The organism is Gordonia sp. NPDC003376, from assembly GCF_053589235.1.
Genome location: NZ_JBSFRM010000022.1, coordinates 67,343 through 88,855 on the forward strand (window position 1 = coordinate 67,343; position 21,513 = coordinate 88,855).

The 21,513-nt window shown below is 67.4% G+C and carries 18 protein-coding genes; 10 read left to right on the forward strand and 8 right to left on the reverse strand.

The window, feature by feature from the left end:
• Positions 1–120 precede the first annotated feature (120 nt).
• Genes ACWDUA_RS19650 through ACWDUA_RS19665 form a run of 4 tightly spaced genes read left to right on the forward strand, consistent with a single transcriptional unit; the run spans position 121 to position 6,024 of the window.
• Entirely contained in the window at positions 121–1,890 is a 1,770-nt protein-coding gene (locus ACWDUA_RS19650; protein ID WP_449752687.1) for an amidohydrolase, read from the forward strand.
• A complete protein-coding gene (locus tag ACWDUA_RS19655; protein WP_449752688.1) occupies positions 1,887–3,002 on the forward strand; it encodes an ABC transporter ATP-binding protein in 1,116 nt (371 codons plus the stop codon). Before ACWDUA_RS19650 ends, ACWDUA_RS19655 begins: the two co-directional genes overlap by 4 nt.
• Entirely contained in the window at positions 2,999–4,174 is a 1,176-nt protein-coding gene (locus ACWDUA_RS19660; RefSeq protein WP_449752689.1) for a polyamine ABC transporter substrate-binding protein, read from the forward strand. The genes ACWDUA_RS19655 and ACWDUA_RS19660 overlap by 4 nt, the downstream gene beginning before the upstream one ends.
• Entirely contained in the window at positions 4,171–6,024 is a 1,854-nt protein-coding gene (locus tag ACWDUA_RS19665; RefSeq protein WP_449752690.1) for an ABC transporter permease subunit, read from the forward strand. Before ACWDUA_RS19660 ends, ACWDUA_RS19665 begins: the two co-directional genes overlap by 4 nt.
• 231 nt (positions 6,025–6,255) lie before the next feature.
• Here ACWDUA_RS19665 and ACWDUA_RS19670 read toward each other — a convergent pair whose 3' ends face one another.
• Positions 6,256–7,626, reverse strand: coding sequence for an aspartate aminotransferase family protein (locus ACWDUA_RS19670; protein ID WP_449752691.1), 1,371 nt, complete (start codon positions 7,624–7,626; stop codon positions 6,256–6,258).
• Positions 7,623–8,084 carry an Lrp/AsnC family transcriptional regulator gene (locus tag ACWDUA_RS19675; RefSeq protein ID WP_449752692.1) on the reverse strand — a complete coding sequence of 154 codons (462 nt, stop codon included), beginning with the start codon at positions 8,082–8,084 and terminating at the stop codon, positions 7,623–7,625. The genes ACWDUA_RS19670 and ACWDUA_RS19675 overlap by 4 nt, the downstream gene beginning before the upstream one ends.
• Before the next feature lie 110 nt (positions 8,085–8,194).
• Here ACWDUA_RS19675 and ACWDUA_RS19680 point away from each other — a divergent pair, with 110 nt between their 5' ends.
• Both ACWDUA_RS19680 and ACWDUA_RS19685 read left to right on the forward strand, forming a co-directional pair.
• Positions 8,195–9,712, forward strand: a complete 1,518-nt coding sequence (locus tag ACWDUA_RS19680; protein ID WP_449752693.1) for a gamma-aminobutyraldehyde dehydrogenase — start codon at positions 8,195–8,197, stop codon at positions 9,710–9,712.
• Positions 9,709–11,124 (forward strand): NAD(P)/FAD-dependent oxidoreductase, encoded by a 1,416-nt coding sequence (locus ACWDUA_RS19685; protein WP_449752694.1) that lies wholly within the window; start codon positions 9,709–9,711, stop codon positions 11,122–11,124. Before ACWDUA_RS19680 ends, ACWDUA_RS19685 begins: the two co-directional genes overlap by 4 nt.
• 162 nt (positions 11,125–11,286) lie before the next feature.
• On the opposite strand, the gene ACWDUA_RS19690 is transcribed toward ACWDUA_RS19685, so the two are convergent.
• The 4 genes from ACWDUA_RS19690 to sdhC are packed head-to-tail and all read right to left on the reverse strand — an operon-like array spanning position 11,287 to position 14,735.
• Positions 11,287–12,075 carry a succinate dehydrogenase iron-sulfur subunit gene (locus ACWDUA_RS19690; protein WP_449752695.1) on the reverse strand — a complete coding sequence of 263 codons (789 nt, stop codon included), beginning with the start codon at positions 12,073–12,075 and terminating at the stop codon, positions 11,287–11,289.
• Positions 12,075–13,829 carry a succinate dehydrogenase flavoprotein subunit gene (gene sdhA / locus ACWDUA_RS19695; RefSeq protein ID WP_449752696.1) on the reverse strand — a complete coding sequence of 585 codons (1,755 nt, stop codon included), beginning with the start codon at positions 13,827–13,829 and terminating at the stop codon, positions 12,075–12,077. Before sdhA ends, ACWDUA_RS19690 begins: the two co-directional genes overlap by 1 nt.
• A 33-nt stretch (positions 13,830–13,862) precedes the next feature.
• Positions 13,863–14,315 carry a succinate dehydrogenase hydrophobic membrane anchor subunit gene (locus tag ACWDUA_RS19700; protein ID WP_020793412.1) on the reverse strand — a complete coding sequence of 151 codons (453 nt, stop codon included), beginning with the start codon at positions 14,313–14,315 and terminating at the stop codon, positions 13,863–13,865.
• Between the two features lie 12 nt (positions 14,316–14,327).
• Positions 14,328–14,735, reverse strand: a complete 408-nt coding sequence (gene sdhC, locus ACWDUA_RS19705; RefSeq protein WP_449752697.1) for a succinate dehydrogenase, cytochrome b556 subunit — start codon at positions 14,733–14,735, stop codon at positions 14,328–14,330.
• 224 nt (positions 14,736–14,959) lie between these two features.
• On the opposite strand from sdhC, the gene ACWDUA_RS19710 reads away from it, so the two are divergent.
• The 3 genes from ACWDUA_RS19710 to ACWDUA_RS19720 are packed head-to-tail and all read left to right on the forward strand — an operon-like array spanning position 14,960 to position 17,816.
• Positions 14,960–15,376, forward strand: a complete 417-nt coding sequence (locus ACWDUA_RS19710) for a cytidine deaminase (RefSeq protein ID WP_449752698.1) — start codon at positions 14,960–14,962, stop codon at positions 15,374–15,376.
• Positions 15,373–16,689: a thymidine phosphorylase gene (locus ACWDUA_RS19715; protein WP_449752699.1), complete on the forward strand. Its 1,317-nt coding sequence runs from the start codon at positions 15,373–15,375 to the stop codon at positions 16,687–16,689. The genes ACWDUA_RS19710 and ACWDUA_RS19715 overlap by 4 nt, the downstream gene beginning before the upstream one ends.
• Positions 16,686–17,816, forward strand: a complete 1,131-nt coding sequence (locus ACWDUA_RS19720; protein WP_449752700.1) for an adenosine deaminase — start codon at positions 16,686–16,688, stop codon at positions 17,814–17,816. Before ACWDUA_RS19715 ends, ACWDUA_RS19720 begins: the two co-directional genes overlap by 4 nt.
• A 33-nt stretch (positions 17,817–17,849) precedes the next feature.
• Here the strand turns inward: ACWDUA_RS19720 and ACWDUA_RS19725 are convergent, their stop codons facing one another.
• Positions 17,850–18,500, reverse strand: coding sequence for a TetR/AcrR family transcriptional regulator (locus ACWDUA_RS19725; protein WP_449752701.1), 651 nt, complete (start codon positions 18,498–18,500; stop codon positions 17,850–17,852).
• A 78-nt stretch (positions 18,501–18,578) separates the two neighbouring features.
• Between ACWDUA_RS19725 and ACWDUA_RS19730 the strand changes: the two genes are divergently transcribed.
• The gene (locus tag ACWDUA_RS19730; protein ID WP_449752702.1) at positions 18,579–19,961 is read left to right on the forward strand and encodes an MFS transporter; all 1,383 of its coding nucleotides are present in this window, start codon (positions 18,579–18,581) and stop codon (positions 19,959–19,961) included.
• Positions 19,962–19,988: 27 nt separating this feature from the next.
• On the opposite strand, the gene ACWDUA_RS19735 is transcribed toward ACWDUA_RS19730, so the two are convergent.
• Complete coding sequence (locus tag ACWDUA_RS19735; RefSeq protein ID WP_449752703.1) at positions 19,989–21,263, reverse strand: primosomal protein; 1,275 nt, start codon at positions 21,261–21,263, stop codon at positions 19,989–19,991.
• Positions 21,264–21,513 lie beyond the last annotated feature (250 nt).

Sequence of the window (21,513 nt, forward strand, 5' to 3'; positions counted from 1 at the left end):
AGGTGCTTCCCGCGCAGGGGATCGCCGCAGGGGCCGATCGGTGACGCGCGGTGGCGTCGGGCGTCACAAACGCGTCCGCATTGTTGCGGGAAAATTAAGAATCAGTCGCCTAGATGGAAGATGGCCGCGGAATTAGCGACGATCGATCTGTTGGGCGGAGGAAATCATCATAGATCCCGGGTGGGGGATCACCGAGGTGATGGAAGGGACTTCAGAAACGTGAGGAGAACGCTGGCGGACACCGTGTTCCACTCGGGGCCGGTGTTCGACGGTCGGCGGCTGTTGGACGGCATCTCGGTAGGGGTGTCGGCGGGCCGGATCGTGTCCGTCGGTCCGGATGACGAGGTACGGGCGGCGCTACCCGCGGCGGCGGACCTCGACCTCGAGGGAAGGCTGCTGCTCCCCGGGTTCACCGATGCGCATGTGCATGCGCTCTCGGCCGGGGTGGACCGCAACGCGTGCGACCTCACCGGATCGGCCGACGCCGCAGACGGTCTGGCGCGCGTGGCGGCATACGCGTCCCGCCACGAGGGCCCCTGGATCGTCGGTTCTGGGTGGTCGATGAGCCACTTCGTCGGCGGCGCTCCGACCGTGCAGACATTGGACGAGGTGGTGCCCGACCGCCCAGCGTTCCTGCTGAACCGCGATCATCATGGCGCCTGGGTGAATTCGCGTGCGCTGGCGGTGGCCGGCATCGACGCCGCGACCCCGGATCCGGTGGATGGTCGTATCGAGCGCGACGCCCGGGGCGCTCCGACCGGGACCCTGCACGAGGGTGCGATGGCGTTGGTGTCCCGGCTCGTCCCGCCGGCGACGCCCGCCGAACAGCTCGCCGGGCTCGCCACGGCGCAGCAGTACCTGCATTCGCTCGGGATCACCGGCTGGCAGGAGGCGATCGTCGGCGACTATCCCGGAATGGGCGACCTCGCCGAGATCTATGCCGGTGCCCGCGACGACGGCATGCTGACCGCGGACGTGGTCGGGGCGTCGTGGTTGCCGCGGGCGGCGACCGTCGACGACGTCGCCTCTCTCGTCGCCGACTTCGTGGCCCGCCGCGCCGCGACGGCGGGCGGCCGATGGAGCATGCACGCGGTCAAGATCATGGTCGACGGGGTCGTCGAGAATCGCACGGCACATCTGTCGGACCCGTACTGTTCGGAGACCGCCGGCATCGGCTGTGTGTGCACGCCGTCGGGCGCCCGCGGACTGGCCTACTTCGATCCCGAGATGCTCGCGGAGTCGGTGATCGCCTGTGACGCCGCAGGCCTCGATGTACATTTCCACGCCATCGGGGACGCTGCGGTGACCGCGGCACTCGACGCGGTGCAGGCCGCACGGCGCGCCAACGGAATCACCGGTGCCCGACACCACATCGCTCACCTGCAGTTGGTCCGACCCGCCGACATCGAACGATTCGTGCGGCTCGGGGTGGCCGTCAACATGCAGGCGCTGTGGGCGTGTGCCGACGCGGAGATGACCGACCTGGTCCTCCCGGCGGTCGGCGAGCACCGATACCGATGGCACTATCCGTTCGGTTCGCTGGCGCGCACCGGTGCGGTCCTGGCCATGGGAAGTGACTGGCCGGTGTCGACACCCGATCCGTGGGCGGCAATCTCGGTGGCGGTCAACAGAATCCCGCCGGGTGGGCACGACGAGCCACTGCTGCCGACGGAATCCCTCGACCTGCCGACCGCGCTTGCCGCCTACACGAGCGGGTCTGCGTGGCTCAACCGTCGCGCCCGGGCCGGGACCATCCGGATCGGGGCCGGCGCCGACCTCGTCATCGCCGACCGCAATCCCTTCGACCGACCACCGGCCGAGATCTGGCGCACCGGAACCGACCTCGTCATCGCCGACGGAACCATCGTCTACGAAAGGGCACACCCATGACCGCTGTTGCGGACTCCCTCCCACCCGCGACGCAGACCCGCCGCGGAGCCGTATCGCTCCGCGGGATCACCAAGGTCTACGACAACGGCCATGTCGCCGTCGCCGGAATCGACGTCGACATCGCTGCCGGTGAATTCGTGTCCCTGCTCGGACCTTCCGGCTGTGGCAAGACGACCCTGTTGCGGATGCTGGCCGGATTCGAACGGCCCACCGCGGGGGACATCCTGCTCGACGGGCGCTCGATCATCGACGCCCCGCCGGAACGGCGCCCGATCAACACGGTCTTCCAGTCGTATGCGCTGTTCCCGCACATGACCGTCGCGCAGAACGTGGGTTTCGGTCTGCGACAACGCAAGGTGGGCAAGAAAGAGATCGGCGTCCGGGTCGCCGAGGCGCTCGGACTCGTGCAGATGACCCGATTCGCCGATCGGAAGCCGTCGATGCTCTCCGGCGGTCAGCAGCAGCGGGTGGCATTGGCGCGCGCATTGGCCAACCGGCCCGATGTGCTGCTGCTCGACGAACCGATGAGTGCGCTGGACCGGAAGCTGCGGGAAGAGATGCAGGTCGAGCTCAAGCTGCTGCAGAAGGAACTGGGCACCACCTTCGTGTTCGTCACCCACGACCAGGAGGAGGCCCTCGCGATGAGTGACCGCATCGTGGTGATCAACGAGGGTCACATCGCGCAGATCGGCGACGGCCGGGCGATCTACGCCGAGCCGGTCGACCACTTCGTCGCCGACTTCATCGGCAAGCAGACCTTTTTCGATGTGACCGGTGGCGTCGACGACCACGGCCGGATCCAGACCACCGACGGAGCATTCCGGGTGGGCAACTCGATCGACGGGCTCACCGGCGACCTGGTGGTCTCGGTGCGTCCGGAGTCGATCTGGTTCGCCGAGAACCAGAAAGACCTCGACGACGCCGACAACCTGATCAGCGGAACCGCATCCGGCATCTCCTTCCTCGGTGACGTCATGCAGGTCGTGGTGACCACGGCTGCGGGCACCGAGATCATGGTGCGCGGTGCCACGCGCAACTTCCCGCCGTTGACCGAGGGTCAGCAGGTGACCTGCACCTTCGACGGCCTCGACACCCGGGTGTACGGCAAGTGAGCGCGCGCAGTCGGTCCGACGCCGCTGTGCGGGCACTGGTGCCGCAACAATCGGTGTCGCGGATCACCCGACGCAGCTTTCTCGCCGGAATCGCCGTGGTCGCGGCCGGTGCCACGGTCTCCGCCTGTGGTGCGGGCCGGAAGGTGGCCGCGTCGGCACCCCTGACCGGCGAGATCGAGGACCAGCTGAACTACTACAGCTGGGGCGACTACGAGGACCCGACCGACCTCGACGAGTTCCGGAGCAGGTTCGGGGTGGGCCTGCAGGTCGATTCGTTCGGCTCCAACGAGGAGATGATCGCCAAACTCGCCGCGGCCCGCGGAACCTCGGGATACGACATCGTCGTTCCCACCGGGGTGTACATCCCGCAGATGGTCGAGCACGACCTGCTCGACGAACTCGACCATTCCAGGATCCCCAATCTGGCCAATCTGGAGGAGGAGTTCTTCAACCCGTCCTGGAATCCCCACTCGCGCTTCGGTGCCTGTAAGAACTGGGGCACAACGGGGTTCATGTACAAGAAGTCGCTCACCGACACCACGCCCACCACCTGGGGCGACTTCATCGCCCTGGCGCAGGGACCCGCGCGCGGCAAGGTCAGTGTGCTCGAGGACCCGTGGGAAGTGGTCTCGATCGGTATGGGGGCGTTGAACATCGACCCCAACACCACCCGGCGGGCCGATCTGGACCGGGCCCGCGCCCTGTTGGTCGACCGGCTCGCGCCGACCGTACAGGGCTACAACTCGTCGATCACCTCGGTGGTTCCCGGTGGTGCGTACTCCCTGCTCCAGGCGTGGAACGGTGATGCCCGGGTCGCGCTGATGAGTATCGACAACCCCGACGACTGGGAGTTCGTGTTCCCGCTCCCGACGGCCAATCTGTTCGTCGACAACTTCGCGATCGTCCGCGGTACGCAACATCCGGCCGCCGCCCACGCATTCATCAACTACATGCTCGATCCCGAGATCTCCTTCCGCGAGATGGAGTACATCGGTTATCCGACCGGGATCACAGGGCTCTACGAGCGGGGCAAGGCCGCCGACCTCGACTATGCCGAGATCTTGTTCCCGTCGGGCGACATCATCGAACGGCTGGTCAGCTCCGCTGTCGACTCGGCGACCCAGGAACGCACCGAGATTCTGAATCAGATGCAGGCGAGGAGCGCACGATGACCATGACCGCCGACACCCCACGCCACGCGGTGCCCGACGTCGACGATCCGATACCAACTCCCAGAGCTCCTCTGCGGCAACGGATCTTCGGGGCCGGCGGACTCACCTTCCCGGCGTGGGCGTATCTGGTCTTCTTCTTCGTGGTCCCGCTGGCACTGGTCGTCTGGTACAGCTTCGGCTACAAGCCGGACCAGTTCACCACCTATGCCACCGACAGACTGAGCCTGGATCAGTATTCGACGGCCTTCGGACCCGACTATCGGTCCACGTTCTGGAACACCCTCGGTATCGCCACCATCGGCGTGGTGTTGGCCCTGCTGATCGGTATCCCGTTCGCGTACTGGCTCGCGGTCAAGGCCGACCCGCGGCGGCGGGCGCTCTACCTGGCGCTCATCATCGTCCCGTACTTCACCAATTTCCTGGTGCGGACCATCGGCTGGCAGATCACGTTGTCGCCCACCGGCTGGTTGTCGGGTCTGATGCAGTCGATGGGCATGGGGGAGTTGGGGATTCTCTACACCCGGACCGCGGTGCAGCTCGGTGTGGTCTACAACTACCTGCCGATGATGATCCTGCCGTTGTACGTGGCGATGGACCGTGCCGGTCTCTCGCTGCGTGAGGCCAGCCGAGACCTCGGCGCCAACCGATGGACGACGTTCTTCCGGGTGACGCTGCCGTTGGCGTCTCCGGGGATCGCGTCCGGTGCGATCCTGGTGTTCATCCCGCTGATGGGTGACTACGTGACACCGTCGGTACTCGGCGGGGCCAAGGGAACCATGATCGGTCAGATGATCGCCTCGCAGTTCTCCGCGGCACAGAACTGGGCGCTCGGCGCCGCGATGACGGTGTCGTTGATGCTGATCGTGTTGCTCACCGTGGTCATCGTCGGTGTCGTCGTCAAGGGGTGTGTCACCCTGCTCGACCGTCGGATCCTCGATGTCACGCTGCCCACCGGCCGACCGCCGGCGACCCCGGGGCCGCTGCCGCCGTTGAACATGAGTCCCAGCCGGTTCCGGGCCGATTGGTACAGCCGTGCCATCCGTGCCTGGGCGGTCGCGGTCTATCTGTTCCTGTTCCTGCCCATCATGGTGATCGTGGTGTACTCCTTCAACACCGGACGGTTGCTGGCCTCCTTCGACGGGTTCGGGTTCAGCGCGTACTCCGATGCGCTGTCCAACGACACGATCTTGCGGTCGGTGCGGGTGACCATGGAGGTCGGGATCCTGTCCGCGCTGCTCGCCACGCTGCTCGGCTCGTGTGCGGGTATCGCGATCGGGATGACCCGGCGCCCACGCTGGTGGTCGATCGGGTTGCTGGGACTGTTGGCCGTCACCCTGGTGGCCCCCGACATCGCCGACGCGGTGGCGTTCCTGCCCTGGTATGTCACCCTCGGCGTGGACTGGGGCCTGACCCCGTTCAACAACGGGCTCGTCCGACTGGTCGTCTCACACACGGTGGTGTCGATGGTGGTGGTGACCTTCATCGTGCGGGCCAGGATCTCCTCCCTGGATCCGGCGCTGGAGGAGGCCGCCGCCGACCTCTACGCCTCGCCGCTCGCCCGACTGCGTCATGTGATCCTGCCCGCCGCCTTGCCCGGGATCTTCGCGGGGATGATGCTGGCCTTCACCTTCAGTCTCGACGACGTGGTGATCTCGACGTTCGTCCAGCAACCGGGATACACCCCGTGGCCGGTCTACGTCTTCTCCAACGTTCGCGTGGCGTTGCGACCGGAGATCGCCGCCATGTCGACCTTGATGGTGCTGGTGACCCTCGCGGTGCTCGCCGTGTCGGCGTTGGTCCTGCGTCGGTCGGGGGAGGACAGCACGTCCATCGGCAAGATGCTCGGCTGACACCGGGCGCGTCGTCCGGCCGACCCACACGATCCCGGTACGCACGCCCCCACACGCACGCCCCCACACGCACGCCCCCACACGCACGCCCCCACACGCACGCCCCCACACGCACGCCCCCACACGCACACCCCCGACAGCGACATCCCCCCACAGCGACATCCCCCCACAGACGAAGGGCCCGGCCGTCCGGCCGGGCCCTTCGTCGGTGGGGGTGTGCGGTGATCGTGCTCAGATCAGGGTGTACGCCTCGGTCAGCACCGACCGCAGGATCTGCTCCATCTCGTCGAACTCCGCCTGGCCCGCGATGAGCGGGGGTGCGAGCTGCACCACCGGGTCGCCGCGATCGTCGGCACGGCAGTACAACCCGTTCTCGAACAGGGCCGAGGAGAGGAAGCCGCGCAGGATGCGCTCGGATTCCGCCTCGTCGAAGGACTCCTTGGTGGCCTTGTCCTTCACCAGTTCGATGCCGTAGAAGTATCCTTCCCCGCGCACGTCACCGACGATCGGGAGGTCGAGCAGCTTCTCCAGCGTCGACCGGAACAGCGGGGCGTTGGTCTTGACGTGATCGTTGAGGCCCTCGCGTTCGAAGATGTCCAGGTTGGCCAGCGCGACCGCCGCCGACACCGGATGGCCGCCGAAGGTGTATCCGTGCATGAACGTCGTCGAGCCGTCGTTGAAGGGCTCGAAGAGTCGCTCGCCGGCGATCATCGCCCCGATCGGCGAATATCCCGAGGTCATGCCCTTGGCGCAGGTGATGATGTCCGGCTGGTAGCCGAAGTCCTCGCACGCGAACATCGAGCCGATGCGGCCGAAGGCGCAGATCACCTCGTCGGAGACCAGCAGGACGTCGTACTCGTCGCAGATCTCGCGGACACGCTCGAAGTACCCGGGAGGAGGAGGGAAGCACCCGCCTGAATTCTGGACGGGTTCGAGGAAGACCGCGGCCACAGTGTCGGGACCCTCGAACTCGATCGCCTCGGCGATCCGGTCGGCGGCCCATCGGCCGAACTTCTTGGGGTCGGTATCCATCCCGTCGGGCGCGCGGTAGATGTTGGTGTTCGGTGCGCGGAATCCGCCCGGGGTCAGCGGTTCGAAGACCTGCTTGAGGGCCGGGACACCGGTGATCGACAGTGCCCCCTGCGGAGTGCCGTGATAGGCGATGGACCGCGAGATCACCTTGTGCTTCATGGGCTTGCCGGTCAGCTTGAAGAACTGCTTGGCCAGTTTCCAGGCGCTCTCGACCGCCTCTCCGCCACCGGTGGTGAAAAAGACCCGATTGAGGTCACCAGGGGCATGTGCCGCGAGCCGTTCGGCGAGTTCGATGGCGGGCGGCGTCGCATAGGACCAGACCGGGAAGAAGGCGAGTTCCTTGGCCTGGCGCGCGGCGGCCTCGGCCAGCTCGGTCCGCCCGTGCCCGGCCTGCACCACGAACAGGCCGGCGAGCCCGTCGAGGTAGCTGCGACCACGGTCGTCGAAGATTCGCATCCCCTCACCGCGGGTGATGACCGGCGGGGTGACTCCCGTGCCGTGGCGCGAGAAGTGTCCCCAGAGGTGGGCGCTGGCGCGCTCGCCGAGGCCGGGCTGTGCTGTTGCAGTCATCTGGTACCCCAATTGTATTGCTGTTTCACAAGTTTCAGGTAGACGAGGGTCTCGGTTGCGGTCACCTCGGGATGTGTCCGCACGGTGCGATTGAGAATGGCGAGGAGATGGTCGTCGTCCTCGCACACGACCTCGATCATGATGTCGAACGAGCCTGCGGTCAGCACCACGTAGTCGATCTCGGTGTTCTCGGCGAGAGCTGCGGCGAGGGCCTCGGTGTCTCCGGTACATCGAATCCCGATGAGCGCCTGCCGGGAGAACCCCAGCTTGAGGGGATCGGTGACCGCCACGATCTGGAGCAGGCCGCTCTCGCTGAGCTTCTGCACGCGGTTGCGCACCGCGGCCTCGGAGAGACCGACCTCCTTGCCGATGGAGGCATAGGAGCTGCGTCCATCCGCCTGCAGCAACTCGATGATCTTCTTGGCGGTGTCGTCAAGGTGGGGGATGGTTTCGGACACACGGTGATGATGGCGGAATCCGCAGTAGTTTTCAACTTGGACTGACGAATTCGGACTCGAAATGCCACTTCAAGTCGCGAATCCGTATTCACGTCGGTACGATCTCGGGCGTGTCGAAAACTGAGATCACCGCCTGCTGGGTCGACGGCGCGCCCGCGCCGGGCGCGGGGGCCGAGCACGTCGTCATCAACCCGGCGACCGGCGAGCCGGTCGCGAAGATGCAGCTGGCCACCGAGGGGCAGGTCGACGAGGCCGTCGCATCGGCCCGGCACGCCCAGCAGGGCTGGGGACGGGTGACCCCCGCCGAGCGGTCGGCCGTTCTCCACGCCCTTGCCGACGCCCTGGAGTCACACGCCGAGGAGCTCGCGCAGGAAGAGATGTCGCAGACCGGCAAGCCCATCCGCCTGGCCCGCGAGTTCGACGTTCCCGGGAGCATCGACAACGTGCGGTTCTTCGCCGGTGCGGCGCGCAACCTCGAGGGCAAGGCGGCGGCCGAGTACTCCGGAGACCACACCTCGTCGATCCGGCGTGAGCCGATGGGCGTGGTCGGATCGATCGCCCCCTGGAACTACCCGTTGCAGATGGCGGTGTGGAAGGTCCTGCCCGCGCTGGCGGCAGGGTGTGCGGTGGTGCTGAAGCCGGCCGAACTGACCCCGTTGACCACGCTGACCCTGGCCCGACTGGCGAGCGGGGCAGGTGTACCCGACGGTGTGCTCAACATCGTCGTCGGGACGGGTGCGGAGGTCGGCGCCGCGATCGCCGGACATCCCGGGGTGGACATGGTGACCTTCACCGGGTCCACCGCGGTCGGTCGGACGGTGATGTCGCAGGCCGCACGGCACGGTACGCGGGTACAGCTCGAGCTGGGCGGCAAGGCGCCGTTCGTCGTCTTCGACGATGCCGATCTCGACGCCGCGATCCAGGGTGCGGTGGCAGCCGCACTCGTCAACGGCGGCCAGGACTGTACCGCTGCGACGCGCGCCATCGTGGCCCGCGAACTCTACGACGACTTCGTCGCCGGCGTGGCGGAGGTGATGGGGTCGGTGGTCGTGGGTGACCCGACCGACCCCGGCACCGACCTGGGTTCGTTGATCTCGATGCCGCACCGCGCGAAGGTGGCGGGGATGGTCGACCGTGCCCGCGCGGCGGGGGCGCGGATCGTCACCGGCGGCGTGGTGCCGGAGGGGTCGGGTGCGTTCTATCCGCCCACCCTGATCGCCGACGTCGCCGAATCCTCGGAGATCTATCGCGACGAGGTGTTCGGGCCGGTGCTGACCGTCTCGTCGTTCACCGATGACGACGACGCCATCCGGCGTGCCAACGACACGATGTACGGCCTGGCGGCCTCGGCGTGGACGCGCGATGTGTACCGGGCCCAACGCGCATCCCGCGATATCCGTGCCGGATGCGTCTGGATCAACGACCACATCCCGATCATCAGTGAGATGCCGCACGGCGGGGTCGGGGCGTCGGGATTCGGCAAGGACATGTCGACGTACTCGCTCGAGGAGTATCTCGCCATCAAGCACGTGATGAGCGACATCACCGGCCTCGCCGAAAAGCCATGGCATCGTACGGTGTTCAGTGATCCGACGGTGTCGGGCGCGGAGTCCGGGGGTGGCCGGTGAGCTGGGCCGGGACGCCGGGGGCCCGCGCGGTGGAGATGGTCGCGCAGGCCTCGCCGGTCCCGTTCTGGCTCGATCGCGGCCGGCGGCCGGCACCCCGGGCACGGCTGTCCGGCGAGGTCGACGCCGACCTGTTGGTCGTCGGTGGGGGCTTCACCGGACTGTGGTCGGCGGTGACCGCGGCCGAACGCGATCCCGGACGCCGGATCGTCCTGGTCGAGCGTGACCGGATCGCCGAGCACGCCTCCGGTCGCAACGGCGGGTTCTGCGCGGCGAGTATCACCCACGGAGTGGGCAACGGCGTCGACCGGTTCACCGACGAGATGGCCGAACTCCATCGGCTCGGGGTCGCGACCCTCGACGAGATCGAGGCGGCGATGGACCGACTCGGCATCGAGGCCGACGCCGAGCGTACGGGCGAACTCGACATCGCGAACTTCGCGTGGCAGATCGAGGGACTCCGGGAGACCGCTTCGCAGGCAACGCTGTTCGGCGCCGACATCGGGCTGCTGACCGAACCACAGGCCCGCGAACGGGTGAACTCACCGATGGTCCGGGGCGCCACCTTCGACCCCGATGTGATCATGCTCGACCCGGCGAAGCTGGCCTGGGGATTGGCCGAGGCCGCCGAACGGCTCGGGGTGACCATCTACGAGGGCACCGAGGTCACTGCGCTCGGTGAGGTGGACGGGGCGATGCGCGCCGACACCGGCTACGGTGCCGTGGTGGCCGACAAAGTGGTCCTGGCCACCTCGGCGAGCCCGTCGTTGCTGCGACGGCTACGCCCCTACACGGTGCCGGTGTGGGACTACGCGCTGATGACCGAGCCGCTGACCGACGAGCAACTCGCCTCGGTGGGGTGGGCCGGACGCGAAGGACTGGCCGACACGGGGCCGCGATTCCACTACTTCCGGCTCACCGCGGACAACCGGATTCTGTTCGGTGGCTGGGATGCGTTGTACCACGCCGGTTCCGCGAGCCACCGCGGCCACGAGTTCGAGCCGCACGAATTCGCCCTGCTGGCCGAGCACCTGCTGCAGTTCTTCCCGCAGCTCGAGGGAATCCGGGCCACGCACACCTGGGGCGGGGTCATCGACACCTGCTCCCGGTTCTGTGCGTTCTGGGACATCGCGCACCGCGGCCGGGTCGTCACCGCGGTGGGGTTCACCGGCCTCGGCGTGGGGGCCTCGCACTTCGCGGCGGCCACCGCGTTGGATCTTCTCGACGGCCTCGACACCGAACGCACCCGGCTGGAGATGGTGCGGTCCAAGCCGCTGCCGTTCCCGCCGGAACCGCTCAAGTGGATCGGTATCACCGCGACGCGCCACGCCATGGCGCGCAGCGAACGTCGGGAGGGCAGACGCGGGCTGTGGCTGTCGGTGATGGACCGGGTCGGACTGGGCTTCGACAGCTGAAGGGGGCTTCGACGGCCGAACGGCCGGGTTGCGGTGCAACCCGGCCGTTCGTCATGATCCGGCCCGCGCAGGACCGACGTCGACCGGCGGAACAGGGCACGAACAAGCCCGCCGCCCAGAACGGGCGACGGGCTTGAACGGGCTGCAGAGAGAGACTATGGGTCAGCGCGAGAACATCAGCGCGCGCTTGACCTCCTGGATCGCCTGCGTGACCTGGATGCCGCGAGGGCAGGCGTCGGTGCAGTTGAAGGTGGTGCGGCAGCGCCACACACCGTCGATGTCGTTGAGGATGTCCAGACGCTCCACGGCACCCTCGTCACGGCTGTCGAAGATGAAGCGGTGCGCGTTGACGATCGCGGCGGGGCCGTAGTAGCTGCCCTCGTTCCAGAACACCGGGCAGCTCGTGGTGCAGCACGCACACAGGATGCACTTGGTGGTGTCGTCGAAGCGGGCGCGGTCGGTCTGGCTCTGGATGCGCTCCCGGGTCGGCTCGTTGCCACTGGTGATCAGGAACGGCTTGATCGCCCGGTAGGCGTCGAAGAACGGCTCCATGTTCACCACCAGGTCCTTCTCCACCGGGAGACCCTTGATGGGCTCGATGGTGATGGTGATGTCCTTGGACCGGTCCTTCGGCAGCAGGTCCTTCATCAGGAGCTTGCAGGCCAGGCGGTTGACGCCGTTGATCCGCATCGCGTCCGAGCCGCACACGCCGTGGGCGCAACTGCGGCGGAAGGTCAGCGTGCCGTCGAGGTAACCCTTGACGTAGAGCAGCAGGTTGAGCAGGCGGTCGGTCGGCAGGGCCGGGACGCGGAAGCTCTCGAACCCCTGGGCGTCGGGGTTCTCCGGGTTGAACCGGTAGATCTTCAGCGTCACCATCGTCGCCTCGGCGGGGACGGGCGGCAGCGGCGGCTCGTCGGACGCGGGAGCCGGGTTGTCCATGATCGCTGTCATCAGTACTTACGCTCCATCGGCTCGTAGCGGGTCTGGATCACCGGCTTGTAGTCCAACTCGATGTCCGAGATGAGGTCGGCACCCTTCTTGTACGCCATGGTGTGGCGCATGAAGTTCACGTCATCGCGGGTCGGGTAGTCCTCGCGGGCGTGTCCGCCGCGCGATTCCTTGCGGTTGAGCGCACCGACGACGGTGACCTCGGCCATCTCGAGCAGGAAGCCCAGCTCGATGGCCTCGAGGAGATCGGAGTTGAAGCGCTTGCCCTTGTCGTGGACGCGGACGTGGTTGTAGCGCTCCTTGAGGGCGTGGACGTCGCTGAGCGCCTGCTTGAGCGTCTCCTCGGTACGGAACACCGATGCATTGGCGTCCATCGAGGCCTGCAGCTCGGTGCGGATGTCGGCGACGCGCTCGTGGCCGTGTTCGGAGAGGATGGTCTCCAGCCAGGAGTCGACCATCGCGGTCGGGGCCTCGGGCAGGTCGGTGAAGTCCACCGAGTTGGCGTAGTCCGCGGCGGCGATGCCGGAGCGGCGGCCGAACACGTTGATGTCGAGCAGCGAGTTGGTGCCCAGGCGGTTGGCGCCGTGCACCGACACGCAGGCGCACTCGCCGGCGGCGTACAGTCCGTGCACGATCTCGGTGTTGTTGCGCAGCACCTGACCCTCGATGGTGGTCGGGATGCCGCCCATCACGTAGTGACAGGTCGGGAACACCGGCACCCACTCGGTCACCGGGTCCACACCGAGGTAGGTGCGGGCGAACTCGGTGATGTCGGGGAGCTTCTCGTTGAGGACGTCCTCGCCGAGGTGGGTCACGTCGATGTAGACGTAGTCCTTGTTGGGGCCGGCCCCGCGGCCCTCGAGCACCTCGAGCACCATCGACCGGGCCACGATGTCGCGCGGTGCGAGGTCCTTGATGGTGGGGGCGTAGCGTTCCATGAAGCGCTCGCCGTCGACGTTGCGTAGGATGCCGCCCTCACCGCGGACCGCCTCGGAGATGAGGATGCCCAGGCCGGCCAGACCGGTCGGATGGAACTGGTGGAACTCCATGTCCTCCAAGGGGAGTCCCTTGCGGAACACGATGCCCATGCCGTCACCGGTGAGGGTGTGGGCGTTGGAGGTGGTCTTGTACATACGTCCCGAGCCGCCGGTCGCGAAGATGATCGACTTGGCGTGGAAGACGTGCAGTTCGCCGGTGGCCAGCTCGTAGGCGACGATTCCGGTGGCGACCGCCTCGCCGGCCTCGTTCTCGCTCAGGCACAGATCCAGCGCGTAGTACTCGTTGAAGAACTCGACGTCGTGCTTGACGCAGTTCTGGTACAGAGTCTGCAGGATCATGTGGCCGGTGCGGTCGGCGGCGTAGCAGGCGCGGCGCACCGGCGACTTGCCGTGGTCGCGCGTGTGCCCGCCGAAGCGCCGCTGGTCGATCTTGCCCTCGGGCGTCCGGTTGAACGGCAGGCCCATCTTCTCGAGGTCCAGCACGGCGTCGATGGCCTCTTTGGCCATGATCTCGACGGCGTCCTGGTCGGCGAGGTAGTCGCCACCCTTGACGGTGTCAAAGGTGTGCCACTCCCAGTTGTCCTCCTCGACGTTCGCCAGTGCGGCGCACATGCCGCCCTGGGCGGCGCCGGTGTGGCTGCGAGTGGGGTAGAGCTTGGTGAGGACCGCGGTGCGGGCGCGGGGCGCGGCCTCGATGGCGGCACGCATACCGGCACCACCGGCACCCACGATCACGACGTCGTAGCGGTGTTCCTGCATGTGAATTGGTCTCCCTCAGTCGACGCGGATGTCTCAGTCGACGCTGTTGACGTCAAAGGTCAGCAGGACATAGGTGCCCAGGACCAGGACGATGATCATCGAAATGCCGAGCAGGACGTTCAGCCAGAACCGGGTGGAGTCCTTGCGCGTGTAGTCGGCGATGACGGTGCGCACACCGTTGCCGCCGTGCAGCTGGGCCAGCCAGAGCATCAGCAGATCCCACACCTGCCAGAACGGCTCTTTCCAGCGGGCGGCGACGAACGAGGCGTCGATGCGGTGCACGCCGTCGTCCCAGGCCAGCATGATGAACATGTGGCCGATGGTGAGGATGATCAGGGCGAGGCCCGAGAAGCGCATGAACAGCCAGGCGTACTTCTCGAAGTTGCCGCCCTTGCGGGCACGGGGAGCGCGCGGATTGTCCAGGCTGGCCGGACGGTCGTACTGGGTTCCCAGTGTCTTGGCGATGTTCGCCGAAGAGGTGGTCATCGGTGAGATCTCCTAGAGCGAGTGGGTGAACAGGATCTGCAGCAGACGGATCGCGCCGGCGGCGAAGACGATCACGAAGAGCGTCAGGATCACCCACAGCAGCACGCGCTGGTACTTGGCGCCCTTGGACCAGAAGTCCACGAGGATGATGCGCACACCGTTGAATGCGTGGTAAAGCACCGCGGCCACCAGCGCGATCTCCATGAGACCGATGAGCGGGGTCTTGTAGGTGTCGATGACCTCGGTGTACTTGTTCGGGTCGACCCGGATCACCGCGGTGTCCAGGACGTGGACGAACAGGAAGAAGAAGATGGTGACACCGGTGATGCGGTGGAGCACCCACGACCACATTCCTGGGTCGCCTCGATACAGGGATCGTTTACGCACCGGCTCCGGGGCGGTTTCGGTCGGGGTGCTCATTGCGAATTTGGCCTCCAACATCGTCGATGGACGTAGTGGGCCACCATTTGGAGGCTCCACCAAGGACCCATGACAAGAGACTTTAAACCTATGCTGTCGGCAGTCATAAATTGCCCGAACAGATTTGGGCGACAAGAGATTCCGACTTAGGGTTGCCTTACCATTCTTACTCGCGCGCGTGAGGTTACGGACATGCGCCCTCTCGAGGATGCCAGGAGTTGCAGGTGGATGCCACAGTGGATTGGAAGGTCTTGCGCGGCAAGGCAAATGCGATGATTGAACGGGCGTACGCACGCTATTCGCACTACCCGGTGGGAGCTGCCGGCGTGACCCACGAGGGTGACATCGTCGTCGGATGCAATGTGGAGAATGTCTCATATGGCCTCGGGATCTGCGCGGAGGTCGCACTCGTCGCCGCACTCGTCTCCGGCGGCGGGCGCCGGCTGTGGGCGGTCAGTGTGTGTGACTCGCGAGGCCAGGTCCTGATGCCGTGCGGACGGTGTCGTCAGGTGCTCTACGAACACGGTGGCCCGGGGTTGCTGATCGACCATCGCGACGGACCACGCCCCCTGTCGACGCTGCTGCCCGACGCCTTCGGGCCCGACGACATCGCGGTCGGCCGGATCGGGGAGGGGCGATGACCGCGGGCAGCCTCGACCCGGTGTCGGTGATCGTCGCCAAACGGGACGGACACGCCCTCGACGACGCACAGATCGCGTGGGCGGTGGACGCCTACACCAGGGGTGAGATGGCCCCGGAGCAGATGTCGGCGCTGCTGATGGCGATCCTGCTGCGGGGGATGGATCGCCGGGAGATCGCCACCTGGACCCGGGCGATGATCGACAGCGGGTCGCGGATGGATTTCTCCGGGCTGCGTCGCGACGGACGGGTGCTGGCCACCGTCGACAAGCACTCCACCGGCGGCGTGGGCGACAAGATCACCTTGCCGCTGGCGCCGCTGGTGGCCTCGTTCGGGGTGGCGGTACCGCAGCTGTCCGGACGTGGGCTCGGGCACACCGGGGGCACTCTCGACAAGCTCGAGGCGATCGCGGGCTGGCGTGCCGACGTCCCGATCGACGCGATGACGGCGCAACTGGAGTCGGTGGGCGCGGTGGTGTGTGCGGCCAACCCCGACCTGGCCCCGGCCGACCGGCTGCTCTACGCACTGCGTGACGTCACCGGGACGGTCGAGTCGATCCCGATGCTGGCGAGTTCGATCATGAGCAAGAAGATCGCCGAGGGCACCGGGGCGCTCGTGCTCGATGTCAAGGTGGGATCGGGTGCGTTCCTGCCCGAGATCGAGCGAGCCCGGGAACTGGCCGACACCATGGTCGAACTCGGTGAGCGTGCCGGGGTCGCGACCAGCGCCCTGTTGACCGACATGGACCAGCCGCTCGGGCGCGCCGCGGGCAACGCCGTCGAGGTGGCCGAGTCGGTCGAGGTGCTCGCCGGTGGAGGACCGGCCGACGTGGTGGAGCTGACCATCGCCCTCGCCGCGGAGATGCTCGGCCTGGCCGGGCGGCCCGACGCCGATCCGGCCGCGCATCTGGCCGATGGCCGTGCGATGGACACCTGGCGCGCGATGATCGTCGCCCAGGGTGGCGATCCCGACGCGCCGCTGCCGCGCGCCCGCCACACCGACACCGTCACGGCCACGACGGCCGGCCGGGTGCGGCGGGTCGACGCCCGGGCCGTCGGCGATGCCGCATGGCGACTCGGCGCCGGACGCTCCCGCCCGGGGGCGAGCGTGCAGGCCGAGGCGGGGGTCAACGTGCACGTCGTCACCGGCGACGAGGTGCGCCCGGGAACCCCGCTGTTCACCCTGCACACCCAGACCCCGGAACGGTTCGACGCCGCTCGTTCGGCCCTGATCGGTGCCGTCGAACTTGCCGACCCGACATCCGAACCGGTTGCCGCGCCACGCGTGATCGAACGGGTTAGGTTCGGGGAATGACGTCGATGCCGCCGCGGTCACCGCTCGATCCCGCCGCCCTGTTGCTCGCCCCCAAGGTGCTCCTGCACGATCACCTCGACGGCGGCCTGCGCCCGTCGACGGTGCTCGAGCTGGCCCGCGACAGCGGGTACGAGGAGCTGCCGGCCGACGATGCCGACGACCTGGCGCGCTGGTTCCGGGAGGCCGCCGACAGCGGTTCGCTCGAGCGGTACCTGGAGACCTTCGCGCACACGGTCGGGGTGATGCAGACCGTCGACGCCCTCGAACGTGTCGCGCGGGAGTGCGTCGAGGACCTCGCGGCCGACGGTGTGGTGTACGCGGAGGTGCGGTACGCGCCGGAACAGCACCTCGAGCGCGGACTGGGTCTCGACGAGGTCGTGGAGGCCGTTCTGCGGGGATTCGCCGAGGGTGAGGCGATCGCCGCGGCGTCGGGCCGGACCATCATGGTGCGGTGTCTGGTCACCGCGATGCGCCATGCCGCACGGTCACGTGAGATCGCCGAACTCGCGGTGCGCTACCGCGACCGCGGCGTGGTGGGTTTCGACATCGCCGGCGCCGAGGCCGGACACCCGCCGTCACGGCATCTCGACGCGTTCGAGTACATGCGGGCCAACTGTGCGCCGTTCACCATCCATGCGGGTGAGGCGTTCGGGCTGCCGTCGATCCACGAGGCGATCGGCTTCTGCGGTACCGACCGGCTCGGGCACGGGGTGCGGGTGATCGACGACATCACCCTGGCCCCGGGATCGCGTCCCGACGCCCACGAGTTCCCCGGTGCCGAACTCGGGCTGATCGCGAACATCGTGCGCGACAAGCGGATTCCACTCGAATTGTGCCCGAGCTCCAATGTGCAGACCGGTGCGGTGGCATCGCTGGCCGAGCATCCGTTCAACGTGCTCGCCACGCTGCGGTTCCGGGTGACGGTCAACACCGACAACCGATTGATGTCCGACACCACCATGAGTCGTGAGTTCGCCAAGCTCGCCGACCAGTTCGGATACGGCTGGGCCGATTTCGAGCGATTCACGGTGAACGCCATGAAGTCGGCGTTCATCCACTTCGACGAGCGGCTGGCCGTCATCGACAACATCATCAAGCCCGGGTACGCGGTTCTGCTCGAGGGCTGAGGGGGCTGGAGGGGCGGTCCGCCCACGCACCGATCAGGCCACGTAGGCGCGCAGGAACACCTCGACGCCATGGCGGACGGCGGTACGGGCGCGCTCGTCGCTGATCGCGGTGGTGCCGAGATCGGTGAGGGTGGGCAGTTCCGCGGTGATCAGCGCGAGGAACTGCCGTGCGGCGAGCACCGGGTCGTCGATCCGGAGCCGTCCGGCGTTGCCGACCATTGCCAGGCGGCCGGCGAGCCCGTCGACGATGGGTGTGGTGACGCGTTCGGTGACCAGCCGGTAGATCTGTGGGTCCCGGCCGATCTCGGCGTGGATCTGCTGGTTCAGTGACACCGCGCAGGGACTGCGTTGGCATGTGACGAGTTGTTCGGCGAGTCCGATCAGTCCCTCGCGCCATTCGATGCACTGTGGATCCCATTCGCCGAGTGCTGCCAGCGATGCGGCGTTGACCTGCGCGGCGGAGTTCGCGATGGACTCCCGGAACAGCGTCTCCTTGTTGCCGAAATGGCTGTACACGGTGGGTTTGGACACCTGGGCGCGGCCGGCGATCGCGTCGATGCTGGCGCGCTCGTAGCCGATCTCGGCGAAGATCTCGGCCGCGGCGTCGAGGATCGAGGCGCGTTTGAGCTCGCCGCGGGTGGTCTGCCGCGGCGGGGAGGTCGCCGCGGTCTTCTCGGTCGGCATGGGAACCAGCCTACCGTTGCGCCTTGACTGATTCGGACCTTTGACTGAACTATACGGTGTAGTTCACCATTGTTTCCCATGACGGAAGATCTGAGGGAGATCGGTTCGGCATCCGCCTCGTCGGACGGTCCGGACAACCGTGTGATCGTGGTGGTCGCCACCGCGGCCCTGATGGCCGTCGTCGACGGCACCATCGTGAGCGCCTCGCTGATGAGCATCGCCGCCGATCTCGGGTCGACCATCGAGGTCGCTGCCTGGTTCACCGCCGCCTATCTGGTGGCAGCGGGGATCACCATGCCCCTATCGGGGTGGGTCGTCGACCGGGTCGGGGCCCGTCGGACCCTGCTGGCCGCGCTGACCCTGTTCGTCATCGGCTCGGTACTCTGCGGGTTCGCCACCGGGGCGGGGCAGCTGGTGGCGTTCCGGCTGTTCCAGGGATTCGGGGGAGGCCTGCTCGAACCCACCGCACTGACCATCGCCGCGACCGCGGCCGGACCGGCGCGGATGGGTCGTGTGATGGGAGCGGTCAGTGGTGTGATCAATGTGGCGCCGGTGCTCGGACCGCTGGCAGGCGGTGCGCTCTCCGGTGCGGGCCACTGGGAGTGGATCTTTTGGATCAACGTCCCGCTGGGGCTGGCGGTTCTGGTCGGCGCGGTGGTGCTGATCGATCCGGACACCCCGGTGCACGACGATGTGCAGCGGCCCGATCTCGTCGGAATGGTGTTGCTGCCCAGTGGATTTGCTGCTCTACTCCTCGGTGTGGAGCGGGTCGCCGACGACATCGCGATGGTGTTGCTCGTCGCCGCCGGTGCGCTCGGGCTGGCCGCCTACGCCGTGCGGGCCCTGCGGACATCGCGGCCGTCGGTGCTCGATCTGCGGCTTCTTGCTATCCCGGGATTCCGGGCCGGCCTCGGCGCGATGGCCGGGGTCGGCTTCCTGATGTACTTCCAACTCGTCGGGCTGGCGCTGCTCGCCCAGCAACGCTACGGCCTGCACTCGCTGGGCGCCGGCCTGCTCGTCTCCGTCCTGGGGGTGGGCATCCTCATCTCGATGACCGCCTCTGGATCGGGGTCCGATCGCATCGGCGCACGGGTGATCGTCACCACTGCGGCGTCGACGGCCGCGCTGATCGCGACCGGGATCGCACTGGTCATGGTCTTGTCGGACCCACCGGTGGCGGTGGTGGCCGCCGGGGTGTTCGTGTTCGGTCTGTCATTCGGCGCGGTGGCCGCGCCGTCGTTCACCAGTGTCTACCGGACCGTTCCGGCCGAACGGATCGGCCACGCCACGCCGTCACTGTTCGTGACCGTCCAGCTCTGCGCCGCGGCGGGGGCGGCGACGGCCGCCGCGCTCGTCACCCGGATCGGTGCCACCGAGGCGGTCGCCGTGGGTTACGGACTGGGTGCCGTGCTGATGGGACTGGCGGCGTCGCTCGCCCGTCGTCTACCCGGACGTCGATGACCTCGATGTGCGGGTAGACGACCCGGGTCAGCGCTTCTTGGTCAGCCGGTCCTCGAAGTCGTGGACGAGGGCACGCCACGCCTCGGACTCGTTCTCGAACGGCGCGCTCGGTGCCAGCCGCTTGGGATCGGGATTGATCGCGTAGTCGACGAACCAGCCCAGCGGGGTGTTGGCCCCGAGTGCCTCGCTCACCGAGTCGTCGTCGGCGTAATCGGCTGCGTCGGTGAGCAATTCGACCGCCAGTTCGAGCTGGTTGCGGTCGATGCGGCGCGGCCCGTCGGCGATGTCCTCGGCCAGGCCGGGGAGCACGTAGACGTTGTCGTCGATGACGTCGAACTCCAGGGAGCCGTCGGTGGCGGCCACCTGGACCTCCTCGAAGGTCGACACCCGGGCCAGATCGTGCGAGGAGTCGTCGGACAGGAACTTCGCCAACGTCCGGGGCGAGCTGAAGACGAAGATCCTTCCGTCCGCACCGAGGAACACCGGGTCGTCGCCGAGGTAGCAGCGCAACGACAGGTACTCCCCGTCACCGGTCACGATCCGGATCGGGTCGATACCGACCGACGCCCAGAAATCGTCGTCGTCGAGATCGTCGTCCTCGTCGTCGGAGTCGTCCTCGGTCTCATCGGTGTCCTCGTCGTCCTCGGACTGCTCACCGACCAGGTCGAGGTCCTCCTCCGGCTCGTCCTCGTCCTCGGCCGACGCCGCGGCCTCGAGTTCGGCCTCGGCGGTGGTCACCGCGTCGGCGTCGGCGGTCGGGGTGCTGATCACGCCGTCGATGGCGTCGAGCACGTCGTCCCAGTGCTTGGCGATCAGGCGGCCGATCCGGACCCACAGGTCGGTGCCGTCGCGACCCTCGAAGTTGCGGGTACCGGTGGTGACCGCACCCAGGATCGGGTTGCCGTTGAAGAACTTGGTGATGACGGTCAGCTCGCACACCTCGCCGAGGATGCGCACGATCTCGAGGGCGTCCTCGAGCTCGGCGATGACCTCGGGCGAGGGATCCTCGGCGGCCAGCTCGGGCACGCCGACGAGGTCGTAGGTGCGTCGCTCGTCGGGGACGAGTTCGTCGGCCGCGAGGCTCTTGACCGTTTCCCACGCCGGATGCTCGGCGAGGTCGTTGTCGTCGTCGGTGCGGATGAACGCGACCAGTTCGGCGACCCCGGGGAAGACGTAGAGATCCTCGTCCAGGCCGAGGAATGCCTCCCACTCGTCGTCACCCTCGCGCCAGCGGGGGGCCCACAGGGTATAGGTGTTTCCGTCCGTGAGTCCGAGCTCGATGGGGACGATGTCTCCGGCCATGACGACACAGCCTACTGACCGAGACTGTGAACGGGGGTACTGGGCCCGCGACGATTCGGTGAACTGTTCGCCGACCCCTTCATCGCGGCCGGAAGAAGCCCTGGAAACCCTGGCCTGCGTTGGTCGTACGCAGGGTGGACACCTGCACCGGGTCGCCGGCCTCGGCAGAGTGTGCGCGGGGGTTCATCTCGATTCGTTAGTTCGGCAAAACAACAGGGACCCGGTCCCCACGCAAAGAGAAGCCCCCAAC

Coding starts and splice junctions, on each gene's coding strand:
- ACWDUA_RS19650 (WP_449752687.1), top strand. CDS start 121: ATGGCCGCGGAATTAGCGACGATCGATCTGTTGGGCGGAGGAAATCAT.
- ACWDUA_RS19655 (WP_449752688.1), top strand. CDS start 1,887: ATGACCGCTGTTGCGGACTCCCTCCCACCCGCGACGCAGACCCGCCGC.
- ACWDUA_RS19665 (WP_449752690.1), top strand. CDS start 4,171: ATGACCATGACCGCCGACACCCCACGCCACGCGGTGCCCGACGTCGAC.
- ACWDUA_RS19670 (WP_449752691.1), bottom strand. CDS start 7,626: ATGACTGCAACAGCACAGCCCGGCCTCGGCGAGCGCGCCAGCGCCCAC.
- ACWDUA_RS19690 (WP_449752695.1), bottom strand. CDS start 12,075: ATGACAGCGATCATGGACAACCCGGCTCCCGCGTCCGACGAGCCGCCG.
- sdhA (WP_449752696.1), bottom strand. CDS start 13,829: ATGCAGGAACACCGCTACGACGTCGTGATCGTGGGTGCCGGTGGTGCC.
- ACWDUA_RS19700 (WP_020793412.1), bottom strand. CDS start 14,315: ATGACCACCTCTTCGGCGAACATCGCCAAGACACTGGGAACCCAGTAC.
- sdhC (WP_449752697.1), bottom strand. CDS start 14,735: ATGAGCACCCCGACCGAAACCGCCCCGGAGCCGGTGCGTAAACGATCC.
- ACWDUA_RS19715 (WP_449752699.1), top strand. CDS start 15,373: ATGACCGCGGGCAGCCTCGACCCGGTGTCGGTGATCGTCGCCAAACGG.
- ACWDUA_RS19720 (WP_449752700.1), top strand. CDS start 16,686: ATGACGTCGATGCCGCCGCGGTCACCGCTCGATCCCGCCGCCCTGTTG.
- ACWDUA_RS19725 (WP_449752701.1), bottom strand. CDS start 18,500: ATGCCGACCGAGAAGACCGCGGCGACCTCCCCGCCGCGGCAGACCACC.
- ACWDUA_RS19730 (WP_449752702.1), top strand. CDS start 18,579: ATGACGGAAGATCTGAGGGAGATCGGTTCGGCATCCGCCTCGTCGGAC.
- ACWDUA_RS19735 (WP_449752703.1), bottom strand. CDS start 21,263: ATGGCCGGAGACATCGTCCCCATCGAGCTCGGACTCACGGACGGAAAC.